Genomic DNA, 20,880 nt, shown 5'->3' with positions numbered 1-20,880 from the left:
TCATGAGCCCAAATCGAGTCGAACCCTCGCTGGCCCCGGTGCCGCGCACGGCTCTCGAGTACCTCCGATCCTTCGGTCCAGGCATCGTGATCGTGCTGACCTGGCTGGGCGCCGGGGATGTCGTCGATATGGGCGTGGCCGGCGCCAACTACGGGTACTCACTGATGTGGGTGCTCGTGCTGGCCGTGTTCATGCGGTTCGTGCTCGTGTCGCTCATAGCGCGCTATCACCTGTGCAATCAGCACGGCGAGAGCGTGATCGACGGGCTCTGCCGCCTGCACCCGGCCTGCGCGCCTGTCCTCGCGATTGCGGCGGTCGTGATGGCGCACGTCTACGGAGCGTACATGACCGTCGGCCTCGGCGAAGTCTGTGCGAACCTGTTTGCTGTGGGCGAGCCGTGGCTCTGGGCGTTGGGATGCAATGCCATCGCGTTCGCACTGGTGTTCCGGCCCGCCTACGGCCCTCTCGAGCGTGTCTTCAAGGTCTGTCTGGCACTGCTCTCGATTTCGTTCGTAGGTTCGGCCATCTTTGTCGGCCTGAGCCCGCTGGGCGTGCTGCAGGGGCTCTACCGCTTCGAGATGCCAGATGCGCAAGGCCGGTTCAATCCGCTGCTCATTGGCGTGGCGATGATCGGCGCGATCGGCGGCTCGATCATGAACCTCGTATACCCGTACTTCCTGGACGCGAAAGGCTGGCGCGGACCGCAGTATCGCCGCGTGCAGCTCTATGACTTCCTGTTGGCGACGACGGCCATGCTCGTGCTCAACCTGGCGGTGTGGGCCCTCGCCGCCGAGCTGCTCTACCCAGATCGGCAGATCCATTCATTGGATGACCTCCCCACGCTCGTCAGCGACGTGATCGGCGAGTGGGGACGATCGTTGTTCTACGTCGGCATCTTCGCAGCGATCTTCACGTCGATTCTGGGTCACGCCACTGGTCTCGCGACGCTGGGCACGCACGCGTGGCTCCGCTGGCGTGTCGGCTCTGCGCCGGAGACGACGACGCTCCAGCAGCATGCAGTCTATCGGGTCCTCGTTGTCTGGTTCCTCGTACCGCCGCTCATCTGGGCGCTTCCGGGCATGCCGGATTTCGTGATGCTGACGCTGATGGCCAACGGCGCGCAGGTGGTGATTGTGCCGCTGCTTGCGGGAGGGCTGTGGCGCATCACCGCCAGCTCACATTTCATTGGCCCGCGCTTCCGCACGCGCCCGTGGGAGAACATCGTCATGGCGCTGCTCTTTGTCCTCGCGCTGTACGCGGCCGCGAGCTCGGTCGTGGCGCTGGTCGAGTTCCTCGAGGGCTACTGATTGCGCCCGGAGCTCTCGTCGATGTCGAACGAGACGACGACGTTCGGTGCTGGCCTTTCTGCGGTGCGCATGGACTTGGCTGCATTGCCAAGCGGTGTCCAAGGCGCCTTGCCCAGCAAGTCGATGTCCTCGTAGGAACCCAAGACTTCGAAGCGCTCCAGGACGAACGGCATGCCTTCCGCACCGAGAGGCGAATTGGCGTCGGCGACGTGGAAGTGCAAGTGTGGGCCCGTGGAATGGCCGGTGAAGCCAAGCCCCGCAATCACCTGACCGCGATGAACGCGCTGGCCCCGCGCCACGCGCACACTGCCCGACTCGAGGTGCTCATAGAATGCATAGCGGCCGTTGCCGAGATCAAGTGCGACGTAGTTTCCAGTCGCGTCCTGCAGGGGATGCGTTGGGTGTGTCGAGATCCGCGCACTTTCCGCGACGTTGTCTCGCGTAGCCGCGACGGTGGCGTTCGCGACCGCCAGCACGTCGGCGCCGTAGCCGAGCCAGTTGGCTATCACGTCCTGGTCTCCACGCGCCTTGCGGCCTTTCGCATCGAGCCGCACCCAGTCGATCGCGAAGCGGCCTGGGATGCGTGCGCGACCGTCGACGGCATAGAGGAAGCGGCGGTGTCCGCGTGCCCACGAGGGGTGGTGGATTGCAGCCCACGGTCCGCCACGGAGCGGCGGACCCAGTACCGGTGGTGATTCGTCCCGCACCTGGATGTGGGCGCCCTGGACCGTGCCCGCCGCGCCGGCGTTCGTGTATTCGACTCGATGCGCCAGCGCCGACGGAGGTGCTTCGTCACTCGCAAGGTTCGAGCTCGAGGTAGACCACGGCTCGCGCGCCCGCTGCGATGGCGAGCTGGTCCACGTCTGCGGATGCCGCGCCCGGCTGCGCCACTTGCTGTGTCAGGGCGTCGCCGTGCAGCTCCGCGATTGTCTTATTGGTTTGCGGATCAAGGACAGTCAGACCCTGCAGGTGCAGCGGTTGCGGAGCGAAGCTGGTCAAGTGCAGCTCGTATACGAGCTGCGGGCGTCCGTTCACCGGTACGGAGCTCGGAGGCACCGGCACTTGCATGTCGAACGACTGTTGCAGGTTCCGTGCTGCGCCGCCCGAGGCACTCACTGCGCCGGCCAACAGCAAGGTGATGAGCACCAAGCCGCGTCGATTCTCACTCGGCCATGTCATCTGCGACTACCGCTGTCGTCGGCGAGACGAAGTCGGGCGCCCGCGGGATGATGAGCCATGCAAAGAGATAGGCAATGGCACCTCCGACCACGGCGCCGCCCAGGATCGACACAATAACCCAGGTCAGGCGGATGAGCGTTGCGTCGACGCCGAAGTACTCCGCGAGACCACCGCACACGCCCGCGACCTTCTTGTCGGTCGCTGATCGCGTGAGACGCCGCTCGTCTGGTGCCGGCGCCGGTTCCGTCGATTCCGGAATCAGCAGCCACGCCGCCAGGTAGGCGAGCACGCCACCAACGATTGCGCCGGGCACGACGGAAAAGACGAGCCAGGCGGCACGGACGAGCACCACATCCACATCGAGGTAGTTGGCGAGTCCTGAGCAGACTCCTGCGATTGTTCGATCAGTTTGCGAGCGGGTGAGCCGACGAGTAGGCATGGGTACGCTCCCTGACAGATTCGACGATTTGGGAGGGTTGGCGGTTCGATCCGGCGCGCCCGCCATGTCGTTGGCAGCTCGACAGACGAGGGCGGCTCCCATCCAAGGGACTTGACACACAATGCATGCGTCGTGCATATATGTTCCACGCACTCACAAAGGGATGGGACGAGGACGTCATGGGAATGGATCGAGACCGGCGTGGAGTCGATGCGCAGCTGCCGCTGCGGCCTGTGGAGTTTCATATCCTGCTCAGCCTCGCCGCAGGTGAGCGACATGGCTACGGGATCATCCAGGACATTCAGGCGCGCGGGGAGACCACGGTGCCGGATGTCGGGACGATGTACCGCGCACTGGCCCGCATGGTGGAGAGCCGGCTGATTGAGGCGGCGGCCCGTCGGCCGGCGCCGGACGCGGGCGATGAGCGGCGCAACTATTACCGCATCACGGCTACCGGCCTGCGCGTGGCAAGGGTGGAGGCGCGGCGGTTGGAAGCGTTGACGCGCGCGGCGCGGATCGGCGGCTTGCTGGCAAGGGGGGCGAAATGAGCGGCGATCGCCTGATGCACGCGTCGACGCGCTGGTTCAGGGCCCTCCTGCGTCTCTACCCAGTCGACTTCCGAGACGAGATGGGCGACGCGGTCGTGGAGGCGTACCGAGACCGTGCCCGTCAGGCGCTGAGCCGCGGTGGCATCATCCGGCTCGCAGCCGTGTGGATGGCCGCGCTCGCGGAGTCGCTGCGCAGTGGCTTGGGCGAGCGGGCGCGACCTGCGGCGTCGTGGCGGCGCAGCGGCAACTGGGGCCGAGACCTGGAGTTGGCGACCCGCCGGCTGATACGCGCGCCACTCTTCGTCGCCGCCATGGTGGGGACGCTCACGGTGGGACTGGGGGCCTTTGCCGTGGTCTACACGGTGGTCCAGAAGATCCTCATCGAACCGATGCCATACAGCGATCCGGACGACCTGTATTTCGTCTGGCGCGACTACGGACCCATTTTCGACTTGAAGCGGGGCTGGCTGGGCGGGACCGATGTCGCGGAACTGCAGAAGGCCGGTGGCGTCATCGAGGACGCGGCGGGTCTAGGGCGGGGGCTCCGGACGTTCTCCATGCGGGAAGGCACTGACCCGACCGAGATCGCGGTGATGGTCACGTCGCCAAACCTCTTCGAGCTGCTTGGTGTGCGTCCGGCGCTGGGTCGCGGTTTTGCGCGGAGCGAAGTGGGCCCCGGCCGCCCACCGCTGATTGTGTTGACCGACGAGCTGTGGCACCGGGTCGGCGCCGATCCCGCGATTGTGGGTACGGACGTGCGGCTGAATGGGGAGCCGTACACGGTCATTGGCGTGATGCCACCGCGCTTCGCGTTTGCGCGCAACGAGAGTCTCGGGCCGCCGCAGAGTGCCGACGCGTATATCACGTTCGACATGAATCTCGCGGAAACGAATCCAGGGAACGGTTCCTACGCGGGCTTGATTCGCGCGCGTCGAGGTACCACACCGCAGCGGGTCGCGGCTGCCATCGGTGCCATCGGTCGAGCCGTCGACGCGCGGGACTTCGAGAGCCGCGGCCTGAAGCTGTATTCGGTCGGCCTCAAGCCCGACCTGGTGTCCCGTGTTCGCCCTGCCCTTCTCCTGCTCGGGTTCGCGGGCATGTTCCTGCTGCTCGTGCTGGCGGTGAATCTCGCGTCGGTCTTGCTCGCCCGTGCGGCGCAGCGTGAGCACGAGTTTGCCGTGTCGCGCGCGCTCGGGGCGAACGGCGTCGCTGTGGCTCGGGCCATGCTCTTTGAAGGCGGTCTGCTGGGTCTCGTTGGCGGTGTGGCGGGTGCGCTCGCGGCGATCGGGGGCACGCGCACCCTCGTCGCGCTTGCGCCACTGGATCTGCCGCGCCGTGACGCGGTGGCCGTCGACTGGGGCATCGGCGCGGTTGTCATTGGCATAGGGGTGCTGCTCGGCCTGCTGGCGGCGACTGTGCCCGCCACATGGGCGGGGCGTGCGTCGCTGTCCTCCCTGCTCTCGGCTAGCGCGGTGCGCGGTGGCGGCGGTCACGGTCGCATGCGACGCGGCATGGTGGTGGCGCAGGTCGCCTTGTCCCTCGTGCTGCTGAGCGCCGGCGGGCTCGTCGTGCGCAGCTTTGAGCGGTTGCTCGCTGCAGACCCGGGCTTCAGGCCGGAGGGCCTCCTCACCATGCGTCTGCGGATACCGCCCGACCTCTTTCCGGAAACTGCGCCCGACGTCGACGAATCCGGCGCTGGCGACGAGCAGGAGGACACCGCCGCGCTTCTCGCGCTCCAGGACCGGGTCGAGGACGCGCTTGAAGCCCTGCCCGGCGTCACCGGCGTGAGCGCTGCGACCTCGCTGCCGCTCACGGCCTCCGCGGGTCAGAGCCCGACCCGGATCCCGGGCGCCCCCGGGAACACCGGCGATGCCGAGCGGGATGCGCCGCTGGTCGATCGCATCGGCGCCCGCGCGGGCTACGTCGAGGTCATGGGGATGCGGGTGCTCGCGGGCCGCACGTTCGACAACGTGCGCCGCGATGGCGTGCGCGAAGCCTTGATCGATGGCCATCTTGCGAGACACTTCTTTCCGACCGGCAGCCCGCTCGGGGCGAAGATTCCGTTCGGCGAGGAGGATGATGAGGCGCTGACAATTGTCGGCGTCGTCGAGCAGGCGCGACTCTACGACGTCGACCAGGACGGCCGCCCGCAGTTCTTCTTCCGGGCCGAGGACTTGGGCGTCCGAGGTCTGTCGTTCGTGGTGCGCACTGGTCGGGAACCCCACAGGCTGATCCCGGAGGTGCGAACGGCGGTCCAGCGCCTCGACCCGCGGCTCGTGCTCGGCGATGTGCGGACGATGGACGAGATCGTGGGCGACGCGCTGCGCCAGCAGCGCATGAGCGCAGTGTTGATTGCCGGCTTTGCGCTCGGCGCGCTGCTCCTCGCCGCGATGGGGCTCTTCGGCGTGGTCTCAGGCTCGGTAACCCGCCGTCGTCACGAGCTAGCCGTGCGGCTCGCGCTCGGCGCCGATCATGCTCGCGTGCTGCGACTCGTGCTCCGCGAAGGCGCACTACTCGTCGGCATCGGTCTGCTGATCGGTGTGCCGGGCATCTACGCTGCCGGCGCCCTGATTCGCGGAGTGTTGGTCGGCGTTTCACCGGGGGATCCACTCACACTGCTGGCGGTGGCGCTCGGTCTCACGCTCGTCGCGATGGCGGCCTGCTATGTGCCCGCACGGCGGGTGTTGGGGATCGATCCGGCGCAATCGCTTCGCGAGGAGTGAACCCTGACAACTCGGGTCAGCGAGCCGAAGGAGGTGACATGAGGCGCGATCGACGAATGCACGCATCGGAGCGCTGGTTCAGGCTGTTGCTGCGTCTCTACCCGGTCGACTTCCGTGACGAGATGGGGGACGCACTCGTTGAGGCGTACCGTGATCGTGCGCGTCAAGCGCTGAGCCGCGGCGGCGCAATCCGACTCATCGGTGTGTGTCTGCGCGCGCTAGTGGACGCACTACGCAATGGTCTGGGCGAACGCCTGCGACCTGCGGTGTCATGGCGGCGCGGCGGTAACTGGGGCCGCGGTGCGGAGCTCGCGATCCGTCGGCTGGTGCGCGCACCAGCGTTTCTCGTAGCCACAGCAGGAACGCTGACCGTCGGGCTCGGCATGGTCGCGGTCGTGTACACGGTGGTCCAGAAGGTCTTGATCGAGCCCATGCCATACCGGGACCCGCACAACCTGTACTACGTCTGGCGCGACTTCGCGATGTTGGATGTGCAGCGGGGCGCGCTCGCCGGGAGCGATATCGCGGAGCTACAGAAGGCCGGCGCCGTCATCGAGGACGCCGCGGGTCTCCAGCCGTTTCTCGGAGGGATTTTCTCGTTGCAGGAGGACGCTGACCCGACGGAGATCGCGGTGACGGTCACCTCGCCGAACCTCTTCGAGCTGCTCGGCGTAGAGCCCGCGCTCGGCCGCGGCTTTGCTTGGAACGAAATGGGCCCTGGGCGCCCGAATCTCATCGTGTTGACCCATGAGCTATGGAATCGGTTCGGGGCCGATCCCGCGATGGTGGGTACTACGGTGCGTCTGAACGGGCAGTCGTACACGGTCATTGGCGTCCTGCCGCCGAATTTCGCGTTCGTACGGAACGACGCCTTCGGCCCACCGCAGCGCGCCGATGCCTACATCACGTTCGCCGTCGATCTCGCAACCCAGAGTCCGAAGGGCATCTGCTGCTCGGCGCTAATTCGTGCGCGGCGCGGTGCGGCGCCACAGGCCGTGGCGGCTGCCGTGGACGACGTCGGTCGTACCATCGACGCACGCGACTTCAACGGCCGCGGCCTGAAGCTGTATGCCGTGGGACTCGAGTCGGACCTGGTCTCGACAGCTCGTCCCGCGCTCCTCGTGCTCGGGGCCGCCGGCGCGCTGCTGTGGCTGATGCTGATGGTGAATCTCACGTCGGTCTTGCTCGCCCGTGCCGCGCGGCGCGAGCACGAGTTCGCCGTCTCCCGCGCCCTGGGCGCCAATGGCATTGCCGTCATGCGCGCGATGCTCGTCGAGGGCGGGCTGCTAGGTTTCATTGGCGGTGTGTTGGGGGCGCTGACCGCGATCTGGGGGACTCGGGCGCTCGTCGCGCTAGCGCCGTTGGATCTGCCGCGTCGCGAGGCGATTGGCGTGGACGGCGGCATTGGCGCGGCGATTGTTGGTCTTGGCGTGCTGCTCGGTCTCCTCGCCGCAACGGTGCCCGCGATGTGGGCGGCGCGCGCGTCGCTCTCGTCGCTCTTGGCGAGCAGCGCGGTGCGCGGTGGCGGCGGTCACGGTCGCATGCGCCGCAGCATGGTCGTGGCGCAGGTGGCCATCTCCCTCGTGCTGCTCAGCAGCGGCGGGCTCGTCGTGCGCAGCTTCGAGCGGCTGCTCAGCGCCGACCTGGGTTTCAGGCCAGAAGGCCTCTTGACCTTCCGCGTCCGCAGTCCCCGGGAGTTTTTCCCTGAGCGTGCCGACGCGATCCTGTTTCAAGATCGGGTCGAGCGCGCGTTGGCAGCCATACCTGGCGTCACCAGTGTGAGCGCCACGTCCTCACTGCCGCTCACGTCCCCGCCCAATCAGGTGGCGATGACCATTCCCGGTGCGCCCGGGAACACAGGCGATGCCGATCGGGACCTACTGTGGGTCGATGAGGTGGCCGCTCGCGCGGGCTATGTCGAGGTCATGGGAATGCGCCTGCTTGCCGGCCGCACGTTCGAGCCCGAGCGCCGCGATGACGTGCGAGAGGCGTTGATCGATCGCCACCTCGCGAGACATTTCTTTCCGACCGGAAGCCCGCTCGGCGCGAAGATTTCGCTGGGCGACCGCACGATCGTCGGCGTCGTCGAGCAGGCACGACTCCATGACGTGCATCAGGACGGCCGCCCGCAGGTGTTCGTCCGAGCGGAGGACTCGGCTGCATTCAAGGCCCGGAACCTGTCGTTCGTGATGCGGACCGAGCGCCAGCCGGAGGCCCTCATCCCAGGGGTCCGATCGGCGCTCCAACAGGTCGACCCCAGGGTACCGATGGGCGAAGTGCGGACGATGGACCAGATCGTCGGTGACGCCCTGCGTCAGCACCGAACCAGCGCGGTGTTGATTGCCGCATTCGCGCTGGGCGCGCTGCTCCTCGCCGCGATGGGGCTCTTCGGCGTAGTCTCTGGATCCGTGACTCGTCGTCGTCACGAGCTCGCCGTACGGCTGGCGCTTGGCGCCGATCACCGGCGCGTCCTTCGACTCGTGCTCGGCGAGGGCGCGCTGCTGGTCGGCATCGGTCTGCTGATCGGCGTGCCGGGCATTTACGCGGCCGGCGGGCTGATTCGAGGCATTCTGGTCGGCGTCTCACCCACCGATCCACTCACGCTGCTCGCGGTGGCGCTTGGCCTCACGCTCGTCACGATGGTGGCCTGCTATGTGCCCGCGCGGCGCGTGCTGGGGATCGATCCCGCGCAATCGCTTCGAGAAGAGTAGACCCAATTGCCGCTCGGGCAGGGCGCCGGTGATTACGTCAACGATTCGATCTTCAAGTCCCGCACGGTAAGTGCCGACCGCCGCACCCCGATGCCGACGCGGCTGCGGAGGCCGGCGAAGTCGTCTTGCCAACTGTGCCGCAGGACACCGCTCGTAAAGATGCGGCGCTCACGGTCGTCGATCTGTACGGTGACGCGGGTCCATTCGTCCGTCGGAATACTGCGCGCGTGAGGGGTGCGGTGGAATCGGCCCCTGTGTGTCTCGAGCTTGAGGAACCACGGCGCGGCGTCTTCCGGGTAGCCCTGCTCGTCGAACACCAGCATGCGATTGTGGCCGCCGAACAGCAGGCGGAGCTCGGTGATGGGCCGGACGACGAGCTCGATCCGCACGGGTACGGCGAAGGCGTCGCGGGTGATGAGGCCGATCCAGCGCGTATCCACACCAGGATCCACCGAGAGCCGGAGGCCCTCCCCACCGAACGCCGATCGGACGCCGAAGCACACGAGACTGGACATGAGGCCCGAAGGACTCTTTCCCAGCGGAGTCTGCGCATCATCAGGCACCGGCAAGTCGGGATAGTCCATCAGCGTCTCCGCGCGGTACCCCGCCGCATGCGCCGGTGGTCCAGCCTCGGATTTGGCTTCGATGCTCGGCCCGACGGAGTCCGTCCACGTGCCCTTGACGCTGACGCAATCCCAGACAGAAATGCGCCGGACGCGCGGCAGCCGTGTCAGCTCACGCAGGCCGGTGTCGGTGATCCCGGCGCAGCTTTCGAAATCGAGCGTTTCCAGGGTCGGTAACCCAGCAAGGATGCGCAGGCTCTCGTCGGTGATCTGCGTCCCGAAGGCGGAATACTGAGCGAGCCGCGGATGATTGCGCAAGTGGCGCGTTGCGGCGTCGGTCGTCGCCCGATTGTACATGTTGGTGAGCCTCCGCAAACGCGAGATGCGAGCAATGTAGAAGAACGCGTCATCGCCAAAGAGGGTCGGTCCAAGGTCTTCGAGCGCCGGCGCATCCACCAGCGGCGCCACGGCCGCGTCGCTCAGTCTGTGGCCGCCGAGCCCCAGGCTTCGCAGTCGCGGCAGTCGCGCGACGACGGCAAAGCCGCGATCGGTCACGCGGGGGCAGACCCTCCCGGTCAGCACCTCCAACGTCGTTCGCCGCGCGAGCGCGACGAACCCCTCGTCGCCCGACGCGATGTCCTGACAGTGCAGGTGGCGCAGCCGTGGTATCTCGGCGATCTCGCGCAGCACCGCATCTGTCGCCAACGGGCCGTGGAAGTTTAGCTCCTCGAGCGACGTCATGTGACGCAAGTGCGCGACGCCGCGCGCCGTGTAGTGCGGGCTTCCGAAGACCGACGTGTGAAGGTCCAGCGCAGCGACGCCGGTCAGCTCTCCGATGTACGCGAGCGCCTGATCGGTGAGCGCTCGCGCACTGCTCACCGCAAGCAAGGTGTCCGGAGCGCCGGGCGCGGCGAGCGCAGGGAAGCTGCGCAACCGTGCCGCGCCCGCATCGGTGAGTCGGCTGCCAAGGACGACGCGTGACAGTGCGGGCTTGCCTTCGAGCGCCGCCGCCTCGTCTCCTGTACCGGTCCATTGCAAGTTGATCTGTTCGAGGGCTTCATGACGCCGGAGGTACGCGACGGCTCCATCTCCAATACGAGGGCATCGCGCCAACGAGACGGCGGTCAGCCACGGCATGCGCTCGAGGAACGCCAGATCCCGGTCGACGAGATCGTCGCGATTCGAGAGATCGAGCCGACGAAGCGTTGGCACATGGGTTAGATGGACGAAGGCATCGGGTGAAATGGTCGCATCCAGCTTCACCCCGCATACACCCTGTTCGGCAAGGCTGCGGGCAACATCTCGCGTGAGGAGGGATTTCAGCAGGATGACGTCCGGCACCGGATCGTCGTAGTCCATCCCACGTCGACGGCGCCGGTCGAGGGCGTTGGAAGCACCGGTGACCGTTTCCACGTGTGCCCGGAGCGCGTCCCAGGACGAGAAGCCGTATCGCTCGGCAATCGCACGTTGCGCGTCTCGCAGCCGAGGCTGCGGCAATCCCGCAGGGGGTGTTGCCCTCCACGCCTTGAGAAGCTCCTTCGCTTGACGCTTGAGTTGATCGAGATCGGGCCGTTCAGGCAGCCGCTGAGCGGACATGGCGGACCTCCCTTCGAAGCGCGCCTGATGTCCGCACACAGGCCGAAAGAAGGTCGTAACTGGATGGTGCCCGACGCCAGGTGGACTCAGTCCTTGGCGGACAGATGCGCCCTGGTGCGCAAGAGATACGCTAGCCGCCAGGAGCTGCGGCGTCAAGCTGTGCGCAGCGCGTATACTAGCGACTCATGCGGCGCCGAGATTTCATGGTCTCTCTCGTTGCCGGCACGCTGCTCTCGCGTGCGGTCCGTACCGATGAGCTTCCCTCCGACCTCAAGGTCACGCGTCTCACCGGGTTCGATCTCCCCACCCGCCGATCCAAGATTGCGGGCAAGAACTCTCGGCTCGACGTTCATGGCGACACGGCGACCGACCGCATGTTGCGCATCGAGACGAACATGAAGTTGGTCGGCGTCGGCAACTGCCGCGCGAATAAACAGGAGGCCGCGCAGCTTCTCGGGCGAAACCCGTTCGATTTCTATCGTGAGGCGGAGACCCGCATGGAGAGTCCGCTCGGAGCGGGCACGATGCCCCTGTGGGACCTGCTCGGGAAGGTGCGAAACAAGCCGGTGCATGAGTTGCTAGGCACGCGCGGCTCGGAGCGCGTCCCCTGTTACGACGGGTCGATCTATTTTGCGGACCTGCTGCCGCAGTACGCCAATCGCTGGGAGGACCGGTTCCGCGAAGAGATCGACATGGGCCTAACACTCGGCCATCGCGCGTTCAAGGTAAAGATCGGTCGCGGCGCGAAGTGGATGCCGCGCGAAGAAGGGGACGCCCGCGATGTCGCTGTGCTCGACGTCATTCGCGACCACGCCGGCCCCGACGTCCTGATTGGCGTCGATGCCAACAACGGCTACGACCTGGCGGGAGCGAAGCGCCTCTTCGAGAGGATCGGCGAGCTGAACGTCGAGTTCGCCGAAGAGATGTTCGAGGAGCAAACCGAGGAGTGTCTCGAATTCAAGGAATTCCTCCGCAGCCAGGGCCTCAAGACACTCGTTGCTGACGGCGAGACGCAGGACACTCTCGACGTCTTCAAACCGCTCATCGAAGCCATCGCCGTCGATATCTACCAAGCTGACATGAATCGCTTCGGCTACGAGGGGATCCTGCTTGAGGCATCATGGTGCGAGCCCAAGGGACTGCGTGTCGCACCGCACAACTGGGGCTCGCTGGTCGGGTACTACATGCAGCTCCACGTGGGACGTGCGATTCCCAACTTCTACCGGGCGGAGCACGATCCGTTGTCCAGTGAAATCCTCGTTGCGGATGGGTACTCCATCAAAGAGGGACTGGCACATGTTCCGGATGCACCCGGCGTGGGGCTGGTCATCGACGAGAAGAAGTTCGCCGAAGAGGCAAAGATCCGGTTCGACCTCCGCGCTTGACGAGGGCTTTGGCCCGGACTGCGACCGTTCATTCCTGCACATCTCCACGAGTCTCACGTTTGTCGGGATGGACAGTCGACTGTGCACGGCTCTGCCTTGTCTCCACTCACATTCCCGCGGAAATCTTCCCGCCTATGGCTCCAGTCGCTGGACCATCTCGCAGCACGTCGAGGGCATAGCGCAGGGTCGAGTCGTTCGCCGAACCAATCAGGGGTCGCCGTGTCTGGGCCGATGCGAATGCCGGCCGCCGCGAGCCGCGTAGTGCTGGGCGCGAGCGGGTCCCAGACGTCGCCACCGCCGGTGTCCCAACGCGGTGCCGGTGGTGCGGCGAGCAGTGGCCGACCACCAGGTCGACAGACGCGGACGTTGTTGACACAACCCTTAACCTTGTTTAGTCTAGGTATGGACTTGCGTCAGGTTGCTGAGTGAAGCAGCGACATTATCGAGACCTTCCCTGGACGATGAGGCCATGAACTGGATCAGGAGAATCCTCGGGCGCCGGCGGCTCTATAACGAGCTCTCTGAAGAGATGCGACAACACCTCGAGGAGAAGGTCGACGGTCTCGTTGAGCAGGGCATGTCTCGTGAAGAGGCCACGATGATGGCGCGGCGGGAGTTCGGAAACATCACATCGTTGGAAGAGCGCGGCCGCGAAGTGTGGCAATGGCCAACGCTCGAAAGCATCCTGCTCGACATCCGTTATGCGCTGCGGCAGCTTCGCCGGCAGCCGTCGTTCACCCTAGTCGCCGTCCTGATCCTCGGACTCGGCATCGGTGCAAATGTCGCCGTTTTCAGTGTCATCGACAAGCTCCTGTTCGAGCCGCTGCCGTTCCGTGCTCCGGACCGGCTGGTCTGGATCATCAATCAGGATACGCCAGGCCTCTCGGGCCGTACCTCGACCGTCTCGACCTACGAAGCGCTAACCGGGATGCGAAGCTTCGAGGAGATGTCCACCTACGAGGCGTTCTTCGCCCGTTCGAGCTACAAGCTCGCCGGCGACGCGAACCCCGACCGCGTTGTCGGCGTGATGATTCCCGCGAACTTCTTTCCCTTTCTCGGCGTGGCGCCCATGCTCGGGCGGACGTTCACCGAAGCAGAGTCCCAATTGAATGGTCCGGGCGCCGTCATCCTCAGCCATGCGCTGTGGGAGCGGCGCTATTCGTCCGATCCTCGGGTCATCGGCCGGACGGTTGTCGTCAACGATCGCGCCGCGACGATCGTCGGCGTCATGCCGCGAGCATTTGATTTTGGAGCGGTGTTCGCGCCCGGCATCCAGGTCGAGATCTACATGCCCGTGGTCTTCGATGTCGTCCGCGACTGGGGCAATACCATGGCGATCCTGGGACGACTCGAGCCGGGCGTCCCGCTCGCGGCCGCGCAGGCGGAGGCCGCCGCCGTGATCGAGCGTCACAGGCGTGAGCACCCCGAGATCGGTGAGGCGAACGCGATTCTGGAGCCTCTCCGCGAGTCGGTCACTGGGCGCATGCGCCAGCCGATGTTAACGCTGTGGGCCGCCGTTGGCCTCGTGCTGTTGATCGTGTGCGTCAACCTCGCCAACCTCCTGCTCGCGCGCGCCGCCAGCCGCCACAAAGAAATGGCCTTGCGCGGCGCGCTTGGCGCGGGACACGGGCGTCTGGTGCGCCAACTGCTCACCGAAAGCGTCGTTTTGTCGATCCTGGGAGGTGGGCTCGGCGTTGTCTTTTCCTACGTTGCCGTGGGCTACGTCCGCCAGCTCGAGGGTCTGAGTATCCCGCTGCTCCGGGGCGTGGAGATCAACGGTGTGGCGCTCGGCGTCGCCGTTGGCGTCACGGTGCTCACCGCATTGTTGTTCGGCCTGGTGCCCGCGCTTGCGGCTGCCCGTGGCGATGTCGGCGCAGCGCTCAAGGAGGGCGGCCGCGGTTCGAGCGAAGGACGTGATCATCGGTTCGTACGTTCCCTGCTCGTCGTGTCGGAGGTTGCGCTTGCGTGCGTACTGCTTGTTGGTGCCGGACTGTTCCTACGCAGCTTCCTCCATGTGCTCGACGTCGACCTGGGCTTTGCACCGGAACGCACCTACGCGCTGCGCGTCGACGCCGGCGAGAACATCGACACGGAAGAGAAGTTTCTCGCCTACATGAGAGGGCTTGTCTCGGCGGCCCGAGATGTTCCCGGCATTGCGGCCGCATCGATCACCGATGCCGTTCCGCTCGATAGCAATCGGACTTGGGGTGTTCGGGCACAAGGCCAGCCGCCCGAGGAAACCGTGGGAGCGCTGGTCAAGATCATCGGCCCCGGCCTGTTCGAAACGATGCAAACCCCGCTCGTTGCCGGGCGGGAGTTCAGGGACAGTGACGATACGAGTCACCAACCTGTCGCAATCGTCAACGAGACGCTCGCCAAGCAGCTCTGGCCCAACGGGGATCCGTTGCGGGAAGCCCTACAGGTCGGCAACGACGAGCGGCAGGTTGTAGGAGTCGTCGCCGATGTGCGCCACCTGACCGTCGAGGAATCAGCGGGACCTGAATTCTACCTTCCGATACTTCAGCGCGGGACGATGTCACCGAGTCTCGTCGTGAGGACGGGGCGTTCCTTCGCCGACGTGGTCCCGGCTTTGCGGGCCGCCCTCGCGCAGGTTGGCCCAGACCTTCCGACTGCCGGCTTCCGGTCCCTCGAGGGAATCGTCGACCGCGCGCTCTCTCCGCGACGCTTCTTCGTCAACGTGCTGACCGCCTTTGCGGCAACCGCGCTGCTGCTTGCCGCCATCGGTATCTACGGAGTCATCTCCTATTCCGTCGCGCGGCGCACACCCGAGATCGGCATCCGCATGGCATTGGGAGCGTCGAGGCGAAACATCCGCGCCAGCGTTGTCGCGGATACCCTGCGGCTGACGCTGCTCGGCGCCGCCATTGGGCTCGTCGGTGCCATCACGCTGTCTTCGCTCCTCTCCTCGATCCTCTTCGCGGTTACCCCGAGCGATCCATGGACGTACGCGGGCACGGCAGCGATCCTGCTGCTCGTCGCCGTGGCTGCCGGCTTCATCCCAGCGTTTCGCGCCTCGCGCGTTTCGCCCATGGCGGCTCTGCGTACGGAATAGAAGGCAAGCGCGCGCTGCAACGCCCGACCTCAAGGTCGCGCTTACTGCGCCCGCAGCGTGGTTGCGGGGTCCAGCCGGGCCGCGCGGCTCGCCGGTAGGTAGCAGGCCAAGGCGGCCACAGCCACCAGTAGCAGTGGGACCACCACGAAGGTAGGTGCGTCGGTCGTGGTCACGCCGAAGAGGAGCGAGCGCAGCAGATGTGTGAGTGCGAGCGCGCCCACCAAGCCCAGCGCCACGCCGGCAGCCGTGAGCCTCATTCCCTGACCAACGAAGAGCTGCAGGATCGTACGGCGATCTGCTCCAAGTGCTACCCTCACGCCGATCTCGCTGCGCCGCTGCACGACCACGTGCGAGAGGATGCCGTAGAGTCCGATGGCAGCAAGGAAGAGCGCAAGTGCGGCGAACGCCGCCAACAGATAGCTGCTCAGGCGCGAGCGCGCCGTGGCATCGGCAACCACGGCCTCCATGGTGCGCACGTTCGCTACCGGGAGACTCGGATCCAGTCGGTGCACCTCTTCCCGCACTGCACCCGCGAGCGCGATCGGGTCGCCTGCTGTCCGAATGACGAGGTGTAGCGGCGTGCCGTCCGGTACTTGCACGAAGGGGCGGTAAAGGGCCGACTTCGGCTCATCGGTAATGTTCCTTGCACGCACGTCCTCCACCACGCCAATAATCTCACCCTCGGATCTCTCTCCTCCGCCGGTCAGACGTTTCCCAAGGGGGTCCTCTCCCGGAAATTGCTGCCGGCCGAGCGCCTCGTTGATCACGAGGACATTCGCCGACCCGGCATGGTCGCGCTCATCGAAGGTGCGGCCGCGCAGTAGTCGAATTCCCTGCGCTGCGAAGTAGTCACCGCCCGCGATCCGCGTGTCGACGCCTGGTTTTTCGCCAGGGGCTGGTGCCGGACGATCCGCTCGGTACGCAGTGTGCCCCATCGATCCCTCGTCGCTGAGGGGAAGATGCGATACCATGCCGACCGCTTGGACATTTGGCAGCCGCTGCACCGATGTAAGCAGCCGCGCCAGGAAAGCGCGGCTCGCGTCATCCTCGTCGTAGGCCTCAGAACCAAGCGACATCCTGAGCGTGAGCACGCCCTCCGGGCGCATCCCTGTATCTACCGCCTGGAGTTTCTGAAACGACCGCAGTAGCAGTCCCGCGCCGACCAGGAGCATCAACGCCAGTGCCACCTCCGTCACGACGAGCGAATTGCGCAACAGCATCGTGCCGCGCCCGGCCGTGTGACTATGGCTGGCGTCACGAAGCGAGCCCTGCAGATCTGTTCGGCTGGAGAAGAGGGCTGGAGCGAGCCCGAAGAGCAGCCCGGTCAGGACGATGACCACCAGCGCGAACGTGAGGACCCGCCAGTCGACGGTCACGCCGTCCAGCCGAGGGAATTGAACGCTTTCTGGCAGCGAGCGCACGAGCGCGCGAGTCCCAATCGTTGCAGCCGCCAACCCGATGACGCCGCCAAGAACGGACAGCACGAGGCTCTCTGTGAGCACCTGGCGAACGACGCGTCCGCGCGTTGCCCCCAGCGACAAGCGCATCGCGATCTCTTGCCGTCTCGTGCTGGCCTGTCCCAGCAGCAGGCTCGCCACGTTCGTGCAAGCGATCAGCAGAAGCATTGCAACCGCACCCATGAGCACGAGGAGCGCCGGCCGCACATCGCCCACGACTCGCTCGCGTGCTGGCAACACGGCGACACCCCAGCGCGTGTTGAACTCGGGGTACGCTGCTTCCAAGCGGCGGGCGATCACCCGCATCTCGCCCTGCGCTTGCTCCAAGGTGACACCCGGCCTTAGCCGAGCGACGACCCGGACGAAGCGGCCCATGGACGTACGGTTGCCCTGCACGATTCCGAGCGGGATCCACAGATCGGGTTTGGAGTCCAGCATCTGGAAATCGGGCCCCATCACGCCCACCACCTCTGCTGGCAAGTCGTCGATCCAGATGGTCCTTCCCAGGATGGCAGGATCACCGCCGTAACGACTCTGCCAGAGGGCATAGCCGAGCACCGCGACGCTGCCCACCTCCTCGTCCTGTGGGGCGTCCTCCTCCGGGCGGAACGTGCGACCCAGAAGCGGCTGCACACCGAGCGTGGAGAACAGGTTGGCGCTGGCCGGCTGCACCTGCGCTTCCTGTGGCTCGCCCTGGCCCGTCAGGTTCAGAGGGGCCTGGGTAAAATAGGCCATCGAGGAGAACGACCTTGCCTGCTTCTGCCAGTCGAAGAAGTTGGCCGGCGAGGCCGATGCGTTCGGCGGGTTGTTCCTCTTCTGCTCTTGCAGCACAACCAACCGCTCCGGATCGCTGACGGTGAGCGGCCGCAACAGGACCGCGTCCACCACCGTGTAGATAGCCGTCGTGGCGCCGATCCCCAGCGCCAGCGTCAGCACCGCGACCACCGTGAAGCGCGGAGATCGGAGCAGCGCGCGCCAGGCGTAGCGGATGTCCTGCCGCAGGTCACTCCACCAGTTCGAACGCCTGGTTTGACGCACGCGTCGGCGGCCGATTTCCGCCAACTCCGTTCTCGCCTCCGTGACGTCGCCGAACTCCCGCAACGCCTTTGCGCGCGCCACGCCAGGCTCCATGCCCTGGCCTCTCAGCTCTCGCGTGCGCTCCTCCAGGTGGAACGCAATCTCGTCCTCCACCTCGTTCGGGACATCGCGTTCCGACGTGGGGAACCGAAACAGGGACCGGATCCCTCGGATGCGCTTCATGGATCCCCCCTCACGCGGTCTGAAGAACTTTGAAGACAGCGGCGGCGTAGCGCGCCCATCTGTCTCCCTTGGCCGCCAGTTGCCTGCGTCCTTCGCGTGTCAACTGGTAGTACTTGGCCTTCCGGTTGTTCTCTGTGAGACCCCACTCGCTCTCCAGCCAACCGCGCTCTTCCATACGATGCAGCGACACATAGAGCGCGCGATCCTCCACCTGCAGCTCGGCGTCGGTAGTGTCCTTGATCCAGCGCGCGATCTCGTAGCCGTGCCGTGGTCCCCAGGAGAGTGTTTTGAGCACGAGCACGTCGAGCGTCCCCTGCAGCAGTTGGAGGTCGTTGTCGGCCATTGCTACTCCTCGACATTGTTCACCGGAACATTTCCGGGTAGAAGGATAGACGAAGTCCACTACATCGCGCAAGGATCCGTTTACAGTCCTCACCCGCTAAGGGCGGCGCGAGCTCGCTGCACCAGTTGATTGTCGGCCGCGGCCGAGCCTTTGAGATAGAAGGTAGCGGCGGCGAGATAGCGATCACGACGAGGTGGTGCCATGATGGCGTAATCTTCAAGGACTGCGGAACTGTATTTGTAGTCGTGCGAGTCCGTCCCTTTGAGAAAGATTAGCCTGCGGGCGGCGTCTGCGAGGGGCCTCGGGTCGGGATTGTCCTTCAGGAACGCGAGCACTTTGCGCGCGGCGGTCAGACGGTCGCGATTGATGTCGCCGAAGATCTCTTCGATCGCGGTCGGGCCAGCGCTCTCGAGCGGGGCCGGCTCGAACGTGTCGATCTTCACACCTTGTTTGGGATTGCCGCGAAACAGGGGAAGGAACGCAGCGTTCTGAAGGAGCAACAACTTGCGAGCTTCTTCATCGCGGCAATGACGGTACGCGTAGTGAAGTGCATTGGTGAATGTGGTGGCGTGCAGGGAGAGGATCCCAGGAGCACGCATCATGAGCTCCGCCGAACCCTCGAAGAACGCGTCGAAGAGGGACTCGGCGGCGACGCCGCGATTGAGGAGCGCGATCGCTTTGTCGCTGGCGGCCCGAGGTGATTCGTCGCGGAGGGTCTGCAACATCTCGGTGGTGGCGTCCGAGCTCGGTTGGGCGTCGAGCCAATTCGCACGAATCCTCGAGACGGCTTGAAGGTTGTCTCGGTACGGGCGGTCCGCGGGCAGATCGGCGTGTGCGGGATTCTCGCGGGCTCCTTCGCGATCGAGCAGCCCGTAGGCGACCGAGCGCAGGACCGGTTCGGCATACTGCCAGCCGATGACTTGAAGCGTTCTGAAGCTGTTGGCGACGTAGATTTCCTTGTGTCCGATCTCGCGAAAATCACGCGCGCCGTAGCGTGCGAGGATCGGAAAGATCTCCTGCGCTCCGGTGGTGCGTGCGAGGCCGGCGATTGCCGCGTCGGCTGCGGCTTCGTCCCAGTTGTCCATCGCGTCGATGAAGGCCTGGCGAGCGTTGTGGCTGGGCGGGACGAGGGATTCATCGACGGGGCCGAGAGACCAATCGCCCGCGCGGACGTCCGCAGCCTGGGAGCTCTTGAATTGGTCGATAGCCCAGAAGATCGGAAGCCAGCGGTCGGAATCGGGCGAAGCAACGCTGGCGAGATGGGCAGAGTTCACGACCAGAACCGCGTGGAATTTGAAGCCGACTGGATGGGGTTGGATGTTGCGCACGCCGGCCAGCAACAAGGCGGCGATCAGATTGCGATAGGTCAGGCCGCCGCGGATTCTCGCGGCGACTTCCTCGAGGACACGCTCGCGAGACGTTTCTTCCAGCAAACGGACCAATGGCTCGATATCGGGATGGAAGCGAACCAGTTTGGAATCGACCCTGCTTTCCGCGGCTGAAACCAATGGGAGGCGGGACAGAAAGCCGAGGTCGCCCAAGCTGGCGAACGTGCCGGTGGCCGCAGCGAGCTCGAGGAAGCGACGTCGTTGCATAACTGTGCGATGTGTTCATCTTACACCGGGCATGGAACGATCGAAGCGTTTCGTCGCCGAGCGGAGCCAGCCGGCGCGAGTCGTCTCGAGCGGGCCGCGGGCCGCGGCAAGCCAGTTCCCGCCGGCGCGCGTTGTCGAGAACGAATTACCTCTCCACCAGTTGCGAGCGAGGCGCGACGGCGCCGATCGACATCACGATCGGCACTGCGACAAACGGAATGTGTCCGAAGAACTGGATCCACCAACGGACATTGATCGCGGGCGGCCGGTTTGCCAGAAACGGAATGACGGCCAGCGACATCACCATCCATATGAAGGGGCCGTAGATCGACGCGACCTTGATCGCCCCGTAGCGTGACGTGAGGAGGCCGCTGACCCAGGAGGAACGCATAACGAGGAATAGAAAGACGGCTGACCAGCCGAAGGCCACTCCAAAGTGCATCAGAAGCCCGACGACGGCGGTCGGCGTGCCTCCCTCGAGTGCCTCTCTGCCGAGCAAGGTAGCAGCGACGCCTTGAAAGAGGCGCGTCACCGTAGAACCGTACGCGAACACGTTCAGGACGCTCGAGAAGAGGCCGTCGACCACGCCCGTCACGAGCCCAGCGCGCACGAGGCGGGGCAAGAGATCGCGTGGGAAGGCCCATTCCGGTGCGCCGGCACTGACAGGCGTCACGTTGAGGCAATCCTATCCCGTTCTGCAC

At 65.7% G+C, this 20,880-nt stretch carries 14 protein-coding genes; 6 read left to right on the top strand and 8 right to left on the bottom strand.

From position 1 onward, the window contains the following. Nucleotides 1-2 precede the first annotated feature (2 nt). A complete protein-coding gene (locus tag GEV06_14740) occupies nt 3-1,307 on the top strand; it encodes a hypothetical protein (GenBank protein ID MPZ19152.1) in 1,305 nt (434 codons plus the stop codon). Here GEV06_14740 and GEV06_14735 read toward each other — a convergent pair. Genes GEV06_14735 through GEV06_14725 form a run of 3 tightly spaced genes read right to left on the bottom strand, consistent with a single transcriptional unit; the run spans nt 1,301 to nt 3,063 of the window. Then, nucleotides 1,301-2,080, bottom strand: a complete 780-nt coding sequence (locus GEV06_14735; GenBank protein ID MPZ19151.1) for a peptidoglycan DD-metalloendopeptidase family protein — start codon at nt 2,078-2,080, stop codon at nt 1,301-1,303. The two genes, GEV06_14740 and GEV06_14735, sit on opposite strands and share 7 nt — an antisense overlap. A gap of 19 nt (nt 2,081-2,099) precedes the next feature. Beyond that, nucleotides 2,100-2,486, bottom strand: coding sequence for a hypothetical protein (locus tag GEV06_14730; protein ID MPZ19150.1), 387 nt, complete (start codon nt 2,484-2,486; stop codon nt 2,100-2,102). Further along, nucleotides 2,470-3,063: a PspC domain-containing protein gene (locus GEV06_14725; GenBank protein ID MPZ19149.1), complete on the bottom strand. Its 594-nt coding sequence runs from the start codon at nt 3,061-3,063 to the stop codon at nt 2,470-2,472. Before GEV06_14725 ends, GEV06_14730 begins: the two co-directional genes overlap by 17 nt. Nucleotides 3,064-3,110: 47 nt before the next feature. On the opposite strand from GEV06_14725, the gene GEV06_14720 reads away from it, so the two are divergent. Genes GEV06_14720 through GEV06_14710 form a run of 3 tightly spaced genes read left to right on the top strand, consistent with a single transcriptional unit; the run spans nt 3,111 to nt 8,907 of the window. Beyond that, the gene (locus tag GEV06_14720; GenBank protein MPZ19148.1) at nt 3,111-3,473 is read left to right on the top strand and encodes a PadR family transcriptional regulator; all 363 of its coding nucleotides are present in this window, start codon (nt 3,111-3,113) and stop codon (nt 3,471-3,473) included. Further along, a complete protein-coding gene (locus tag GEV06_14715; protein MPZ19147.1) occupies nt 3,470-6,196 on the top strand; it encodes an FtsX-like permease family protein in 2,727 nt (908 codons plus the stop codon). The genes GEV06_14720 and GEV06_14715 overlap by 4 nt, the downstream gene beginning before the upstream one ends. A 38-nt stretch (nt 6,197-6,234) precedes the next feature. After that, nucleotides 6,235-8,907 (top strand): FtsX-like permease family protein, encoded by a 2,673-nt coding sequence (locus GEV06_14710; protein MPZ19146.1) that lies wholly within the window; start codon nt 6,235-6,237, stop codon nt 8,905-8,907. Between the two features lie 32 nt (nt 8,908-8,939). On the opposite strand, the gene GEV06_14705 is transcribed toward GEV06_14710, so the two are convergent. Further along, nucleotides 8,940-11,066 (bottom strand): hypothetical protein, encoded by a 2,127-nt coding sequence (locus tag GEV06_14705; GenBank protein ID MPZ19145.1) that lies wholly within the window; start codon nt 11,064-11,066, stop codon nt 8,940-8,942. Between the two features lie 185 nt (nt 11,067-11,251). Between GEV06_14705 and GEV06_14700 the strand changes: the two genes are divergently transcribed. Together GEV06_14700 and GEV06_14695 are read left to right on the top strand one after the other, a co-directional pair. After that, entirely contained in the window at nt 11,252-12,451 is a 1,200-nt protein-coding gene (locus GEV06_14700) for a hypothetical protein (GenBank protein MPZ19144.1), read from the top strand. A 469-nt stretch (nt 12,452-12,920) separates the two neighbouring features. Then, on the top strand, nt 12,921-15,524 hold the full coding sequence (locus GEV06_14695) for an FtsX-like permease family protein (protein ID MPZ19143.1): 2,604 nt from the start codon (nt 12,921-12,923) through the stop codon (nt 15,522-15,524). Nucleotides 15,525-15,565: 41 nt separating this feature from the next. Here GEV06_14695 and GEV06_14690 read toward each other — a convergent pair whose 3' ends face one another. The 4 genes from GEV06_14690 to GEV06_14675 all read right to left on the bottom strand — a co-directional run bounded on the left by GEV06_14690 (nt 15,566) and on the right by GEV06_14675 (nt 20,852). Continuing rightward, on the bottom strand, nt 15,566-18,241 hold the full coding sequence (locus GEV06_14690; protein ID MPZ19142.1) for an FtsX-like permease family protein: 2,676 nt from the start codon (nt 18,239-18,241) through the stop codon (nt 15,566-15,568). 10 nt (nt 18,242-18,251) lie between these two features. Further along, complete coding sequence (locus tag GEV06_14685) at nt 18,252-18,584, bottom strand: PadR family transcriptional regulator (GenBank protein MPZ19141.1); 333 nt, start codon at nt 18,582-18,584, stop codon at nt 18,252-18,254. Nucleotides 18,585-18,673: 89 nt separating this feature from the next. Next, nucleotides 18,674-20,179, bottom strand: coding sequence for a hypothetical protein (locus GEV06_14680; GenBank protein ID MPZ19140.1), 1,506 nt, complete (start codon nt 20,177-20,179; stop codon nt 18,674-18,676). A gap of 145 nt (nt 20,180-20,324) precedes the next feature. After that, nucleotides 20,325-20,852 (bottom strand): hypothetical protein, encoded by a 528-nt coding sequence (locus GEV06_14675; GenBank protein MPZ19139.1) that lies wholly within the window; start codon nt 20,850-20,852, stop codon nt 20,325-20,327. Nucleotides 20,853-20,880: the final 28 nt, after the last annotated feature.

The organism is Luteitalea sp. (genome assembly GCA_009377605.1).
In the GTDB taxonomy this organism is placed as follows: Bacteria; Acidobacteriota; Vicinamibacteria; order Vicinamibacterales; family Vicinamibacteraceae; genus WHTT01.
This window is presented reverse-complemented; position numbering and strand designations above follow the sequence as displayed.